Origin of the sequence: Streptomyces sp. CA-111067, from assembly GCF_050956065.1 — a bacterium.
Taxonomy (GTDB): domain Bacteria; phylum Actinomycetota; class Actinomycetes; order Streptomycetales; family Streptomycetaceae; genus Actinacidiphila.
In genome coordinates, this window is the sequence record NZ_CP192103.1 from 6,921,090 (window position 1) to 6,935,284 (window position 14,195).

Consider the following 14,195-nt stretch of genomic DNA (forward strand, 5'->3'; position numbering starts at 1 on the left):
TCCGCGTCCAGTATCCTGTCAGTTCCAGCCGTGTGAATCGCCGGCGCTTCTGCCTGCCCACCCGCAAGGGAATCCGGGCCGGCCGTACCGATGAAAGCAGGAAGCCCTGAACACCCGCCTCGACCACCGTGCCCCGCTCGTGTTCGACACGCATGAGCTGGGTCGTCGTCCTGGCGCGATGCACAAGGTCTCCCGCTCGGTGCCGGCCCCCAAGGACCTCGGCCTCGCCGAGGTCATCGGGGTGCCGGAGGGCGTCACCGTCGAGCTGGACCTCCGCTTGGAGTCGGTCATGGAGGGTGTGCTGGTCACCGGCACCGCCCATGCACCGCTCACGGGGGAGTGCGTAAGGTGTCTGGAGCCGATCGAGCGCGAGCTCGACGCGGAGTTCCAGGAGATGTTCTCCTACCCCGACGCCGACACCCGGACCGCCCGCAAGGACGAAGCCGGGGACGACGCCGAGGATGAGGACACGCTCGTACTAGAGGACGACCTGCTCGACCTCGAACCCGTGCTGCGGGACGCGGTGGTGCTCGCACTGCCCATGCAGCCGGTGTGCCAGGACGACTGTGCGGGCCTGTGCGCCGAATGCGGCGCCCGGCTCGCCGACGACCCGGACCACCGTCATGAGGTCACCGACATCCGGTGGGCGGCCTTGAAGGATCTGAAGCCCCAGAGCGGCGCCGACCAGGGCGCCGACGAGAACCAGGAGAAGTAGCCGTGGCTGTTCCGAAGCGGAAGATGTCGCGCAGCAACACGCGCCACCGCCGTTCGCAGTGGAAGGCTGCGCCCGTGAGCCTGGTGGCGTGCGAGCGCTGCCACGAGCCGAAGCTCCAGCACATCGCGTGCCCGAGCTGCGGCACCTACAACCGCCGTCAGGTCCTCGAGGTCTGATCGGCAGGTGACAGGCTCCATGTCAGACGCATCGGCGCCGCAGAAGGCCCCGGCGGACACGGCCTTGTCCCACACGCTTCTGGAAGGGCGGCTCGGGTACCACCTCGAGCCCGCCCTTCTGGTGCGTGCGCTGACCCACCGCTCGTACGCGTACGAGAACGGCGGGCTGCCCACCAACGAGCGGCTGGAGTTCCTCGGGGACTCCGTGCTCGGCCTGGTGGTCACCGACACCCTCTACCGCATCCACCCCGACCTGCCGGAAGGCCAACTGGCCAAACTGCGGGCCGCGGTGGTCAACTCACGCGCCCTGGCGGGCGTGAGCCGCGGGCTCGACCTGGGCGCGTTCATCAGCCTGGGCCGCGGCGAGGAGGGCACCGGCGGCCGGGACAAGGCGTCGATCCTGGCGGACACCCTCGAGGCGGTCATCGGCGCGGTCTATCTCGACCAGGGGCTCGGCGCCGCCTCGGAACTCGTCCACCGGCTCTTCGACCCGCTGATCGAGAAGTCCTCCAACCTCGGTGCGGGCCTGGACTGGAAGACCAGCCTCCAGGAACTCACCGCGGCGGAGTCGCTCGGCGTCCCCGAGTACGTGGTCACCGAGTCCGGCCCCGACCACGAGAAGACCTTCACGGCTGCCGCCCGCGTCGGTGGTGTCGAGTACGGCACCGGCACCGGCCGCAGCAAGAAGGAAGCGGAGCAGCAAGCGGCCGAGGCCGCCTGGCGCTCCATCCACGCGGCCTCCGCCTCGGCGGCGAGCTAGCCGGGATTCGTCCTCAGCGCCGGCGGGGCTGAGCTTTTCGCCTCAATCGCCGGCGGGGCTATTTATAGCCCCGCCGGCGATTGAGGCGACTTTTCAGCCCGTCCGGCGTTTGAGGACAACAGGGCGGGTGGGTGGGGAAGAGCCCGTCCGGCGTTTGAGGACGTGGGGCGGGTGGGCGGGAGAGAGAAGGGGACGTGCCGGAGCTACCCGAGGTCGAGGTCGTGCGCCGGGGGTTGGCCCGGTGGGTGACCGGGCGCACCGTGGCCGACGCCACCGTCCTCCACGCGAGAGCGATCCGCCGCCACACGGCAGGCGAAGCCGACTTCGCGAACGCCCTGCGCGGCGCCGCGCTGGGCGAGGCCCACCGCCGCGGCAAGTACCTCTGGCTGCCCGTCGCAGACGACCTCTCCCTGGTCGGCCACCTGGGCATGAGCGGCCAGCTCCTCATCCAGCCCACCACGGCCCCCGCCGAACCCCACCTCCGCGTCCGCCTCACCTTCGCCGACTCCGAGGGAACCGAACTCCGCTTCGTCGACCAGCGCACCTTCGGCGGCCTCTCCCTGCACCCCACGGTGCCGGGCGCCCCCGACGGCCTCCCGCTGACCCTCGCGCACATCGCCCGCGACCCGCTCGACCCGGAGTTCGACGAGGACGCCTTCCACGCGGCGCTGCGCCGCAAGCGCACCACCATCAAGCGCGCGCTGCTCGACCAGTCGCTGATCAGCGGCGTCGGCAACATCTACGCCGACGAGGCGCTGTGGCGCACCCGGCTGCACTACGAGCGGCCGACCGCCGCCCTGACCCGTCCCCGTACCGCCGAACTGGTCACGCACATCCGCGAGGTGATGACCGACGCGCTGGCCGCCGGCGGCACCAGCTTCGACAGCCTGTATGTGAACGTCAACGGCCAGTCCGGCTACTTCGACCGGTCGCTGGACGCGTACGGCCGCGAGGACCAGCCCTGCCGCCGCTGCGGCACGCCGATCCGCCGCCGGCCGTGGATGAACCGCTCCAGCTACTTCTGCCCGCGCTGTCAGCCGGTGCCGCGCTCCGCGTCGTAACCGGACCGCGCCGCGAGCACCTCGGGCATCCGGGCCTCGACCAACTCGATGAGGGCCAGCAGCTGGTCGGCGATCTCACCGCCGGCCGGGGTGAGCCGGTACTCGACGTGCGGCGGGTTCGTCGGCCGGGCGTCCCTGAGCACCAGCCCGTCGCGCTCCAGCGCGTGCAGCGTCTGGGACAGCATCTTCTCGCTGACCCCGCTCACCCGCCGGCGCAGCTCGTTGAACCGCAGCGTGTCCTCGCGCAGCGCGGTGAGCGTCAGCGCACCCCACCGCCCGGTGACATGCTCCAGCGTCCCCCTGGACGGGCAGTCCCGCTCGAAGACGTCATACGCGCGATCCCGACCGTCCGCCGCGGGACAGCCCCCGCCGTCCTGCCTGGTGACTGCGCTCATGCCCCCAGCGTACCCGCCACAAGCTTTCGATAAGTTAGCGCGCTCAGAAGCCGAAGTCCTGGGTCCACCAGGGGCCGCCGGTGCCGAAGTGGATGCCGACGCCCAGGGTCTTGTAGTCGCAGTTGAGGATGTTCGCGCGGTGGCCGGGGCTGTTCATCCAGGCGTCCATGACCGCTGCCGCGTCGGCCTGGCCGCGGGCTATGTTCTCGCCGCCGAGGTTGGTGATGCCCAGCGCCTTCGCCCGGTCCCAGGGGGTGTGGCCGTCGGGGTCGGTGTGGTCGAAGAAGCCGCGGGCGGCCATGTCGTCGCTGAACGCCTGGGCGAGCTTGTCGAGGCTGGGGTCGGCGGTCAGCGGGGAGCAGCCGGCCGAGGCGCGCTGGGTGTTCACCAGGGAGAGGATCGCCGCCCGGGTGGCGCTGGTGGAGTCGGTGCTGACCGTCTGGGTGGGGGCCGGCGCGGTGGTGGGCGGTGGCGCCTTGCTGGTCACCGGAGTGGTCGGGGCCGCGGTGGTGCGGGTCGGCGTGGGCGTGCCGGCCGGGCTGATGGTGGTGGTGCTCTTCGGCTTGGCCTTCGTCGTGTGCGGCGTCGCGCTCGGGGTGCCGCGGCCGGGCCCGGTGGCCGTCGGCGAGCCGGACGGGCCGCTGCTCGGCGTGCCCGCCGGTGAGGTGCTGCCGCCCAGCGGCGACGGCTGGTCGCTGCCCGGGGTGATCGGGGTGCCGGTGCCGTCCGCCTGCGTGCGGTTCGGGTCGCCGTTCAGATGCGGCAGCCCGTCGGGCATCCCGGAGAGCAGCCCGGAGGACATGGCCACCGCGCCCGCCGCCATCGCCGCGGACGAGACCAGCAGCCCGGTGCGGACCGGGTGGTGCCGGCGGCGCCCGCGATGGCCGCGGGGACCCGCCTGCGGTGCTGCCGGTTGCGCGTGACGGCTGTGACGGCCCATCCGCTGCATCCTCCACTGCTCCATGGCTTAACCCGAACGGGTGAAGTCCTGTTGGGGGGCGACTGTAGCGAATACCGCCCGTGGTCGGCGTGCCACCGGCGGAACCGGGGGGATAGCGTGCCCGCATGAACGCCCACATGGAGGAAAATGTCCGGCTCACCGGCTGGGTGCGCGGCCGGGTGCAGGGAGTCGGGTTCCGCTGGTGGACCAGGGCGACGGCGCTGGAGATCGGCGGCATGGCCGGTTACGCGGGCAATCTGGGCGACGGCCGGGTCCAGGTGGTGGCCGAGGGGCCGCGGGAGCGCTGCGAACGGCTGCTCGACTGGCTGCGGCACGGCGACACGCCCGGCAGGGTGGACGGCGTCACCGAGATCTGGGGCGAGCCGCGTGGGGGCTATGAGGGATTTGAAATCCGTTGAGCACAACTGGTTGCCATATGCCGGATGCCGTGTCAGGCTGCCCCCATCGAGGATGATCTCGACGCCACTCGGGCAGCCCGCGCGCGTTCAACGCCGTGATTTCTGAGGCAGACCCGGTGACTGGGCTGTGATCGTGTTGACCGGTCCGTGATTTGGTGAGACTCTGGAAGCCCCGCGCATCGTGACTCCACAGAGTGCTATGCGGAGGTCACGGCATACAACCTGTGCGGGTGTGTACCCCTCACCCACGACCCTACCGCTCTCGGTCGGTCACTCAGCGTGGAGGACCATCAATCATGGCAAAGGCGCTTCTCGGTTACGTCGGCGGCCCCGACCCGCGACTTCTCGCCGAGATGCGAAGGCTCCAGCAGCGTATTCAGGACCTGGAATCCGAGCTCGTACGGATGCAGGCCCAGAACGACGCGCTGACTGTCGCATCGCATGAAGAGTCGCTGCTCAGCAGTATCGACGTCGCTCACGCAGAGCCCGCGCTCGCGTAAGGCGACACCCGCACCACCAGCATCACCGCATGATCCGCGAGGGACGCTTCGGCGTCCCTTCGTTGTGCCGCCCTTCCCCTGTCTCCACCGGCCGTCCGGCCCTGTCACACCGGCCATGACCGCTGTCTACCGTCTGATGTGCCCGGCACATTCGCTGGTGAAACCGCAGGCGGCTAGTAGAGTCGATCGGCGTGCATCTCAAGAGCCTCACGCTGCGCGGCTTCAAGTCCTTCGCCTCGGCGACGACGCTCCGCTTCGAACCCGGAATCACCTGCGTCGTCGGCCCCAACGGGTCGGGCAAGTCCAATGTGGTGGACGCCCTGTCCTGGGTCATGGGTGAGCAGGGCGCGAAGTCGCTGCGCGGCGGCAAGATGGAGGACGTCATCTTCGCCGGCACCACCGGGCGGCCGCCGCTCGGCCGGGCCGAGGTGTCGCTGACCATCGACAACTCCGACGGTGTGCTGCCGATCGAGTACGCCGAGGTGACGATCACCCGGATCATGTTCCGCAACGGCGGCAGCGAGTACCAGCTCAACGGCGACACCTGCCGGCTGCTGGACATCCAGGAGCTGCTGTCGGACTCCGGCATCGGCCGCGAGATGCACGTCATCGTCGGACAGGGCCAGCTCGACTCGGTCCTGCACGCCGACCCGATGGGCCGCCGGGCCTTCATCGAGGAGGCCGCCGGCGTCCTCAAGCACCGCAAGCGCAAGGAGAAGGCGCTGCGGAAGCTGGACGCCATGCAGGCGAACCTGGCCCGGGTCACCGACCTCACCGGTGAGCTGCGCCGCCAGCTCAAGCCGCTCGGCCGGCAGGCCCAGGTCGCGCGGCGGGCCGCCGTCATCCAGGCCGACCTGCGCGACTCCCGGCTGCGGCTGCTCGCCGACGACCTGGTCACGCTGCGGGAGGCGCTGAGCGCCGAGGTCGCCGACGAGGCCGCGCTCAAGGAGCGCAAGGAGGCGGTGGCCGCCGAGCTGGCCGCCGCCGTGCAGCGCGAAGCGCGCCTTGAGGAGCAGGTGCGGGAGCTGTCGCCGCGGCTGGCCGAGGCGCAGTCCACCTGGTACGAGCTGTCCCAGCTCACCGAGCGGGTGCGCGGCACCATCAGCCTGGCCGAGCAGCGGCACCGGCACGCCAGCAGCCAGCCCGCCGAGGAGCGCCGGGGCCGCGACCCGGAGGACATGGAGCGGGAGGCGGCCAGGATCCGCGAGCAGGAGGCGGAGCTGACCGAGGCGCTGGAGGCCGCGCAGCGCGCCCTGGACGACACCGTGGACCACCGCGCCGAGCTGGAGCGGCGGCTGTCGGACGAGGAGAACCGGCTCAAGTCCGTCGCCCGCGCCATCGCCGACCGCCGCGAGGGCCTGGCCCGGCTGCACGGCCAGGTCAACGCGGCCCGCTCTCGTGCCGCCTCCGCCGAGGCCGAGATCGGCCGGCTGGCCGCGGCCCGCGACGAGGCCAGGGAGCGCGCCGAGTCCGCGCAGGAGGAGTACGAGGAGCTGCGCGCGCAGGTCGAGGGCCTGGAGGCGGACGACTCCGAGCTGGAGCAGCGCTTCGAGACGGCCCGCGCGGAACAGGCCGCCGCCGAGGAGGCGTTCAGCGCCGCCCGGGAGGCGGCCACCGCCGCCGAACGCCGCCGCGCCGCCGTCGCCGCCCGCCGCGACGCCCTGGCCCCGTCGCTGCGCCGCAAGGACGGCAGCGGCGCCCTCCTCGGCAGCGGCCCGCACGACCGGATGGCCGGCGTCCTCGGCTCCGCCGCCGCACTCCTGCGCGTCACCCCCGGCTACGAGATCCCGCTGGCCGCCGCCCTCGGCGCCGCCGCCGACGCGGTAGCCGTCACCGGCCCGGCCGCGGCAGCCGAGGCACTGCGCCTGCTCCGCAAGGACGACGCAGGCCGCGCAGCCCTGATCCTGGCGAACACCCCGGAGGACGACGTGCCTCAGGACGGCCCTGCCCCCGCACTCCCCGACGGGGCCCGTTACGCCGTCGACCTGGTCGCCGCCGACCCCGAGCTGCTGCCCGCCGTCGGCCGGCTGCTGCGCGGGACCGTCGTCGTCGGGTCGCTCGCCGAGGCCGAAGCGCTGGTCGCCAGGCATCCCGCGCTGACCGCGGTCACCGCTGAGGGGGACGTGCTTGCCGCGCACAGCGCGCAGGGCGGGTCGGCCGGGGCGCCCAGTCTGCTGGAGGTGCAGGCTGCCGTGGACGAGGCCGCCGCGGAGTTGGCCGAGCTCGAAGTGCGGTGCGCGGGCCTGGCCGACGAGCAGGGGCAGGCCAAGGAGCGGCGGGCCGCCGCGGCCGGCTCGGTGGAGGAGCTGACCCGGCGCCGGCGTGCCGCGGACAAGGAGAAGTCGTCGGTCGCCCAGCAGCTCGGCAGGTTCGGCGGCCAGGCCAGGGCCGCCGCGGGCGAGGCCGACCGGGCCGCCGCGGCCGTCGGACGGTCGCAGGAGGCGCTGGCGGCGGCCCGCGAGGAGCTGGAGGAGCTGTCGTACCGGCTCAGCGAGGCCGAGGAGGCCCCCGGCGAGGAGGAGCCCGACACCCACGTCCGCGACCGGCTCGCCGCCGACGGCGCCAACGCCCGGCAGACCGAGATGGAGGCGCGGCTCCAGCTGCGTACCCACGAGGAGCGGGTCAAGGGCCTGGCCGGCCGGGCCGACGGCCTGGACCGTGCGGCCCGCGCCGAGCGGGAGACCAGGGTCAGGGCCGAGCGGCGCAGGTCAAGGCTGGCCTACGAGGCGTCCGTCGCCGCCGCCGTGCTGGCCGGCGCCCGCGGGCTGCTCGACTGTGTCCAGGTCTCGCTGGCCCGCGCCGACGCCGAGCGCACCGCGGCCGAGCAGGCCAGGTCCGAGCGCGAGGCCGAACTCGGCCAGGAGCGGCACCGCGGCCGCGACCTGAAGGGCGAGCTCGACCGGCTCACCGGCGACGTGCACAAGGGCGAGGTGCTGGGCGCCGAGAAGCGGCTGCGGATCGAGCAGCTGGAATCCAGGGCGCTCGAAGAGCACGGCATGGAGCCGGCCGGCCTGGTCGCCGAGTACGGCCCCGACCAGCTGGTCGCCCCCTCCCCGCCGGCCGAGGGGGAGATCCTGCCGGAGGACCCGGAGGACCCGCGCAACCAGCCCCGCCCCTACCGCCGCCCCGAGCAGGAGAAGCGGCTGAAGGCGGCGGAGAAGGCGTACGCCCAGCTCGGCAAGGTCAACCCGCTGGCCCTTGAGGAGTTCGCGGCCCTGGAGGAGCGGCACAAGTTCCTCACCGAGCAGCTGGAGGACCTGCGCAAGACCAGGGCCGACCTGCTCCAGGTGATCAAGGACGTCGACGAGCGGGTCGAGCAGGTGTTCACCGCGGCCTTCCACGACACCGCCCGCCAGTTCGAGGGCGTCTTCTCGCGGCTTTTCCCAGGTGGGGAGGGCCGGCTGCTGCTCACCGACCCCGACAACATGCTCACCACAGGTGTGGAGGTTGAGGCGAGGCCGCCCGGGAAGAAGGTCAAACGGTTGTCGCTCCTGTCGGGAGGCGAGCGCTCGCTGACCGCGGTGGCGATGCTGGTGTCGATCTTCAAGGCACGGCCGAGCCCGTTCTACGTGATGGACGAGGTCGAGGCCGCGCTGGACGACACCAACCTCCAGCGGCTCATCCGGATCATGGAAGAGCTGCAGGAGAGCTCGCAGCTGATCGTCATCACGCACCAGAAGCGGACGATGGAGGTCGCCGACGCGCTGTACGGCGTGTCCATGCAGGGCGACGGAGTCTCCAAGGTGATCAGCCAGCGGCTGCGCGAGGGCAAGCGGCAACCCGTTTAGCGTCCTCTGGTGGTGGCGACCCTTCGGCCGGCCAAGACTGGAGGATCCAGACCCTCATGCGAGGGCTCACCGCCGAGCCCGGGGAGACCACTTTGACCAGCACAGCGTCAGCAGCCGGCCGCACGGACCACACCCCGCCGCCCGAACACCTCGGCCACGTCGTCTTCATCACGGCCGCCGCCGCGATGGGCGGCTTCCTCTTCGGCTACGACAGCTCCGTCATCAACGGCGCCGTCGAGGCGATCCGCGACAAGTACAACATCGGGTCGGGCGAGCTGGCCCAGGTCATCGCGATCGCCCTGATCGGCTGCGCGATCGGCGCCGCCGTCGCCGGCCGGATCGCCGACCGGATCGGCCGGATCCGCTGCATGCAGATCGCCGCGGTGATGTTCACGATCAGCGCGGTCGGCTCGGCGCTGCCGTTCGCGCTGTGGGAGCTGGCCTTCTGGCGGATCATCGGCGGCTTCGCGATCGGCATGGCCTCCGTCATCGGCCCCGCCTACATCGCCGAGGTGTCGCCGCCTGCCTACCGCGGCCGGCTCGCCTCCTTCCAGCAGGCCGCGATCGTGCTCGGCATCGCGGTGTCGCAGCTGGTGAACTACGCGATCCTCAAGGGCGCGAACGACGACCAGCGCGGCAAGATCATGGGCCTGGAGGCGTGGCAGCTGATGCTGGGCGTGATGGTCATCCCCGCGGTGATCTACGGCCTGCTCTCGTTCGCCATCCCGGAGTCCCCGCGCTTCCTGATCAGCGTCGGCCGCAAGAAGGCCGCCCGCGAGGTGCTGGCCGACGTGGAAGACAAGAGCGTCGACCTGGACAAGCGGGTCACCGAGATCGAGACGGCGATGAAGCGCGAGCACAAGTCGTCCTTCAAGGACCTGCTCGGCGGCCGGTTCGGCTTCATGCCGATCGTCTGGATCGGCATCGGCCTCTCGGCGTTCCAGCAGCTCGTCGGCATCAACGTGGCGTTCTACTACTCGTCCACGCTGTGGCAGTCTGTCGGCATCGACCCGAGCAGCTCGTTCCTCTACTCGTTCACCACCTCGATCGTGAACATGATCGGTACGGCGATCGCGATCGTCTTCGTGGACCGGATCGGCCGCCGCCCGCTGGCGCTGATCGGCTCGTCCGGCATGACGGTGGCCCTGGCCCTGGAGGCGTGGGCGTTCTCGTCCAAGCACGGCTCGACGCTGCCGAACACGCAGGGCACGGTGGCCCTGGTGGCCGCGCACGTCTTCGTGCTGTTCTTCGCCCTGTCCTGGGGTGTGGTGGTCTGGGTCTTCCTCGGCGAGATGTTCCCGAACAAGATCCGCGCGGCGGCGCTCGGCGTGGCCGCCTCGGCCCAGTGGATCGCCAACTGGGCGATCACCGCGAGCTTCCCGAGCCTGGCGAGCTGGAACCTGTCGGCCACGTACGTGATCTACACGTGCTTCGCGCTGATCTCGATCCCGTTCGTCCTGAAGTTCGTGAAGGAGACGAAGGGCAAGACCCTGGAGGAGATGGGCTAGCCCTCTTTTTGCCGCCCTCTCGCCTCCGCCGCAGGCCGTGACGCGACGCCACGGGTGGGATGATGCCGGGCGGCCGTCGTGAATACTGGGGTGGTTATGGAAATTGTGATCCTTGTCGTCGTCATCGCCGTGGTCGTGCTCCTCGCAGCCGGCGGGCTGGTGGTCGGCAGCCGCCGCAGGAAGCAGCTGCCGCCGGCCCCGCCCAGCTCACCGAAGATCACCGCGCCGCCAGCAGAACCGCACATCGGGGACGAGGCCGCGGCCCCGCGGGAGGAGCCGCGCAGGACCGTCGAGGAGGTCCCCCTGCCGGGGGCGACCGCCGCGCCCGACGCGCTGGAGGAGGTGCAGGTCCCGGCCCCGCCGGTGATCGAGCAGCCCGAGCCCACCGCGGGCCGGCTGATCCGGCTGCGCTCCCGGCTGTCCCGCTCGCAGAACTCGCTGGGCAAGGGGCTGCTCACGCTGCTCTCCAGGGAGCGCCTCGACGAGGACACCTGGGAGGAGATCGAGGACACCCTGATCACCGCCGACGTCGGCGTCACCCCCACCCAGGAGCTGGTGGAGCGGCTGCGCACCCGGGTCAGGGTGCTCGGCACCCGCACCCCGGAGGAGCTGCGCACCCTGCTGCGCGAGGAGCTGCTCACGCTGCTCGACCCCAGCCTCGACCGCACCCTGCACACCGAGAGCCACGAGGACTCGCCGGCCGTCGTGATGGTCGTCGGGGTCAACGGCACCGGCAAGACCACCACCACCGGCAAGCTCGCCCGGGTGCTGGTCGCCGACGGCCGCAGCGTGCTGCTGGGCGCGGCCGACACCTTCCGCGCCGCCGCCGCCGACCAGCTGCAGACGTGGGGCGAACGGGTCGGGGCCCGTACCGTCCGCGGGCCGGAGGGCGGCGACCCGGCGTCGGTCGCGTTCGAGGCCGTCAAGGAGGGCATCGCCGCGGGCGCCGACACCGTGCTCATCGACACCGCCGGCCGGCTGCACACCAAGACCGGCCTGATGGACGAGCTCGGCAAGGTCAAGCGGGTGGTCGAGAAGCAGGGCCCGGTGGACGAGGTGCTGCTCGTCCTGGACGCCACCACCGGCCAGAACGGCCTGGTGCAGGCCCGGGTCTTCGCCGAGGTGGTGGACATCACCGGCATCGTGCTGACCAAGCTCGACGGCACGGCCAAGGGCGGCATCGTGGTCGCGGTCCAGCGCGAGCTGGGCGTCCCGGTCAAGCTCGTCGGCCTCGGCGAGGGCGCGGACGACTTGGCGCCGTTCGAGCCTGAGGCGTTCGTGGAGGCGCTGATCGGCGAGTAGCCGGGCGGAGCCCGGCGCAGCGGGGCGAAGCCCGGGAGGCCGGGCCGGGCGGCACGGTGCAGAAAGGTTTCGGGTAAGGGACGCTCACATGGGTGGGCGTCCCTTACGCGTACGCAGCTGTGCTGTCCCGGTGGCTGATGTAGGCCAGCGTGCCCAGCAGCAGCCGGGCCTCGGGGGGCTGCGGAACGCAGTCGGGCAGCGGCGCGCGCAGCCAGCTGACCTGGCCGTGGCCGCCGAGGTCCGACGGGGGAGCGGTGACATGGTCACCGGGACCGAGGCAGCGCAGGTCCAGCTCCGCGTCGTCCCAGCCCATCCGGTAGAGCAGGTGCGGCAGCTCGGCCGCGGCGCCCGGCGCCACGAAGAACTGCGCGCGTCCGGTCGGCGTCAGCAGCACCGGGCCCAGCCGCAGCCCCATCCGCTCAAGCCGCACCAGCGCCCGCCGCCCCGACGCCTCGGCGACGTCGATCACGTCGAACGAGCGCCCCACCGGCAGCAGCACCGCGGCCCCCGGCACCTGCGCCCACGCCTCGACGGCCTGCTCGGGCGCGGTGCCGGCCGGGATCTCCCCGGCGAACACCAGCGGATGCGCGCCAGGGCGAACGCACTCGGCGTCGCCGCACGAGCACCCCCCGCCGCCCCGCGCCGCCCGCGCGCCGGGCACCACCGCCCAGCCGTACAGCGCCACGTACTCCGCGACCGTCGCGTACACATCCGCCCGGGCCCGGCGCCGCACGCCCGCCCGCACCGTGGGGCGGACCGCGGGGCGCCCCGCGGGACGCACCTCCGCCGCCACCCCGGACCGCTGCTGCCGTGTCTCCCGCAAGCTGCCGATTGTGAACACCATGACACCTCCAACGGATCGCTGGACCGATGGTTACGCCCCTGCTTGACCTCGTGCGACTGGCATGTGTCAAGTGAATCGCCTGGAGGTTGAACCGAGTTCATTCGAAGGGGTGGCGAATGGTGGCGTTTCTGAGACAGGACTCGCCCGATGGGTGATCGTAGGACTACTTTCAGTTCCGGGGACCTGGCGGCGACTTGCCGTGCCGGTCCCAACAGGCCCTGAAACAAGCGGTGATGGGGCCGGGCGAGATCGGGATGGGGGCTTGACCGTGGGCGGCACACCGGAGAAGCAGCCCAACGCGCAACTGACCTCCTGGTTCGTGCGCAGCGGCTGGTCCAAGGGCGAGTTGGCCCGTCAGGTCAACCGCAGAGCACGCCAGTTGGGCGCCCACCACGTCAGCACCGACACCTCCCGGGTGCGCCGCTGGCTGGACGGCGAGCAGCCCCGGGAGCCGATCCCGCGGATCCTGTCCGAGCTGTTCTCCGAGCGCTTCGGCTGCGTCGTCCCGATCGAGGACCTCGGCCTGCGCTCCGCGCACCAGCCGGCCGCCGGCGGCGACGTCGACCTGCCGTGGACCGGCCCGCAGACCGTCCAGCTGATCAGCGAGTTCTCCCGCAGCGACCTGATGCTCGGCCGCCGCGGCTTCCTCGGCGTGTCGCTCGGGCTGTCCGCCGGACCCGCGCTGCTCGAACCCATGCAGCGCTGGCTGGTGCCAAGCGGCGGCAGCGGGATGGCTGCGTCCGCCTCGCCCGCCTTACCCGCACTCGCCGCGTCCCGCGAGGGCGCCCGGCCGTCCCGGCTGTCGGTGCAGGAACTCGAACTGCTGGAGTCCACCGCCTCGATGTTCCGCGACTGGGACAACCAGTGCGGCGGCGGCCTGCGCCGCAAGGCGGTGGTCGGCCAGCTGCACGAGGTCACCGACCTGCTGCAGGACGCACACCCCGAGGCCGTCGGCCGCCGGCTCTACCGGATCACCGCCGACCTGGCCGCGCTGGCCGGCTGGATGAGCTACGACGTCGGCCTGCAGCCCACCGCGCAGAAGTACCTGGTGCTCGCGCTGCACGCCGCCAAGGAGGCCGGCGACCGCCCGCTGGGCGCGTTCATCCTGTCCTCCATGAGCCGGCAGATGATCCACCTGGACCGGCCGGACGACGCACTGGAGCTCATCCACCTCGCCCAGTACGGCAGCCGCGACTCGGCCGGCGCCACCACCCAGGCCATGCTGCACGCGATGGAGGCCAGGGCGTACGCCAACATGGGGCAGGTCAACAAGTGCCACCGCGCGGTGCGCATGGCCGAGGAGACCTTCGCGGAGTCCCAGCCCGCCGAGGACCCGTCCTGGATCAGCTTCTTCAACGAGGCCGAACTGCACGCGGAGAACGCGCACTCCTACCGCGACCTCGCCTATGTCGCCGGCCGCAGCCCCACCTACGCCTCGCTCGCCCACCCCGTGATGGCCAAGGCCGTCGAGGGCTTCAGCGCCGACCCGGTGCACCAGCGCGCCTACGCGCTGAACCTGGTCGGGATGGCCTCCGTCCACCTGCTGCAGCGCGACCCCGAGCAGGCCGCGCAGTGCACCGAGCAGGCCATAACGGTGGCCAGGAAGCTCCGCTCCGAGCGGGTCAACACCCGCATCCGCAAGACCACCCACACCGCCGTACGCGACTTCGGCGACGTCACCGAGGTCGCCGCCCTCTCCGAACGGCTCTCGGTCGAGCTGCCGGAAGTGGCCGAATCCGCCTGACGGCCGCCACCGGCGTCCAGCCGCCGGCAGCAGCCCCCCGGTA

13 protein-coding genes are annotated in these 14,195 nt (G+C 72.0%); 10 read left to right on the plus strand and 3 right to left on the minus strand.

Annotation, left to right across the window (positions count from 1 at the left end):
* The first annotated feature begins 139 nt into the window (after positions 1-139).
* The 4 genes from ACQPW6_RS30655 (at position 140) to mutM (ending at position 2,712) form a co-directional block, all read left to right on the plus strand.
* Positions 140-715, plus strand: coding sequence for a YceD family protein (locus tag ACQPW6_RS30655; RefSeq protein WP_433892945.1), 576 nt, complete (start codon positions 140-142; stop codon positions 713-715).
* Between the two features lie 2 nt (positions 716-717).
* On the plus strand, positions 718-891 hold the full coding sequence (gene rpmF, locus ACQPW6_RS30660; RefSeq protein ID WP_069465182.1) for a 50S ribosomal protein L32: 174 nt from the start codon (positions 718-720) through the stop codon (positions 889-891).
* 19 nt (positions 892-910) lie between these two features.
* Positions 911-1,651 (plus strand): ribonuclease III, encoded by a 741-nt coding sequence (gene rnc, locus ACQPW6_RS30665; RefSeq protein WP_433892946.1) that lies wholly within the window; start codon positions 911-913, stop codon positions 1,649-1,651.
* 194 nt (positions 1,652-1,845) lie between these two features.
* Positions 1,846-2,712 carry a bifunctional DNA-formamidopyrimidine glycosylase/DNA-(apurinic or apyrimidinic site) lyase gene (gene mutM / locus ACQPW6_RS30670; protein WP_433892947.1) on the plus strand — a complete coding sequence of 289 codons (867 nt, stop codon included), beginning with the start codon at positions 1,846-1,848 and terminating at the stop codon, positions 2,710-2,712.
* On the opposite strand, the gene ACQPW6_RS30675 is transcribed toward mutM, so the two are convergent.
* A complete protein-coding gene (locus ACQPW6_RS30675; protein WP_433892948.1) occupies positions 2,685-3,107 on the minus strand; it encodes a winged helix-turn-helix transcriptional regulator in 423 nt (140 codons plus the stop codon). The genes mutM and ACQPW6_RS30675 overlap by 28 nt on opposite strands.
* A gap of 43 nt (positions 3,108-3,150) precedes the next feature.
* Complete coding sequence (locus ACQPW6_RS30680; RefSeq protein WP_433892949.1) at positions 3,151-4,071, minus strand: CAP domain-containing protein; 921 nt, start codon at positions 4,069-4,071, stop codon at positions 3,151-3,153.
* 113 nt (positions 4,072-4,184) lie between these two features.
* On the opposite strand from ACQPW6_RS30680, the gene ACQPW6_RS30685 reads away from it, so the two are divergent.
* From ACQPW6_RS30685 to ftsY, 5 genes are all read left to right on the plus strand, one after another.
* Positions 4,185-4,466, plus strand: coding sequence for an acylphosphatase (locus ACQPW6_RS30685; protein WP_433894712.1), 282 nt, complete (start codon positions 4,185-4,187; stop codon positions 4,464-4,466).
* 296 nt (positions 4,467-4,762) lie between these two features.
* A complete protein-coding gene (locus tag ACQPW6_RS30690) occupies positions 4,763-4,966 on the plus strand; it encodes a hypothetical protein (protein WP_433892950.1) in 204 nt (67 codons plus the stop codon).
* 191 nt (positions 4,967-5,157) lie between these two features.
* Positions 5,158-8,754, plus strand: a complete 3,597-nt coding sequence (gene smc, locus ACQPW6_RS30695) for a chromosome segregation protein SMC (RefSeq protein ID WP_433892951.1) — start codon at positions 5,158-5,160, stop codon at positions 8,752-8,754.
* A 56-nt stretch (positions 8,755-8,810) separates the two neighbouring features.
* Complete coding sequence (locus ACQPW6_RS30700; protein WP_433892952.1) at positions 8,811-10,262, plus strand: sugar porter family MFS transporter; 1,452 nt, start codon at positions 8,811-8,813, stop codon at positions 10,260-10,262.
* Between the two features lie 96 nt (positions 10,263-10,358).
* Entirely contained in the window at positions 10,359-11,564 is a 1,206-nt protein-coding gene (gene ftsY / locus ACQPW6_RS30705) for a signal recognition particle-docking protein FtsY (protein ID WP_433892953.1), read from the plus strand.
* A 103-nt stretch (positions 11,565-11,667) separates the two neighbouring features.
* Here the strand turns inward: ftsY and ACQPW6_RS30710 are convergent, their stop codons facing one another.
* A complete protein-coding gene (locus tag ACQPW6_RS30710) occupies positions 11,668-12,408 on the minus strand; it encodes a bifunctional DNA primase/polymerase (protein ID WP_433892954.1) in 741 nt (246 codons plus the stop codon).
* 268 nt (positions 12,409-12,676) lie between these two features.
* Between ACQPW6_RS30710 and nsdA the strand changes: the two genes are divergently transcribed.
* A complete protein-coding gene (gene nsdA / locus ACQPW6_RS30715; RefSeq protein ID WP_433892955.1) occupies positions 12,677-14,152 on the plus strand; it encodes a transcriptional repressor NsdA in 1,476 nt (491 codons plus the stop codon).
* Positions 14,153-14,195: the final 43 nt, after the last annotated feature.

Bases quoted from the DNA above. Each gene is read 5' to 3' on its own strand.
- rnc (WP_433892946.1), top strand. From the start codon at position 911: ATGTCAGACGCATCGGCGCCGCAGAAGGCCCCGGCGGACACGGCCTTG.
- ACQPW6_RS30675 (WP_433892948.1), bottom strand. From the start codon at position 3,107: ATGAGCGCAGTCACCAGGCAGGACGGCGGGGGCTGTCCCGCGGCGGAC.
- ACQPW6_RS30680 (WP_433892949.1), bottom strand. From the start codon at position 4,071: ATGGAGCAGTGGAGGATGCAGCGGATGGGCCGTCACAGCCGTCACGCG.
- ACQPW6_RS30685 (WP_433894712.1), top strand. From the start codon at position 4,185: ATGGAGGAAAATGTCCGGCTCACCGGCTGGGTGCGCGGCCGGGTGCAG.
- ACQPW6_RS30690 (WP_433892950.1), top strand. From the start codon at position 4,763: ATGGCAAAGGCGCTTCTCGGTTACGTCGGCGGCCCCGACCCGCGACTT.
- ACQPW6_RS30700 (WP_433892952.1), top strand. From the start codon at position 8,811: ATGCGAGGGCTCACCGCCGAGCCCGGGGAGACCACTTTGACCAGCACA.
- ftsY (WP_433892953.1), top strand. From the start codon at position 10,359: ATGGAAATTGTGATCCTTGTCGTCGTCATCGCCGTGGTCGTGCTCCTC.
- ACQPW6_RS30710 (WP_433892954.1), bottom strand. From the start codon at position 12,408: ATGGTGTTCACAATCGGCAGCTTGCGGGAGACACGGCAGCAGCGGTCC.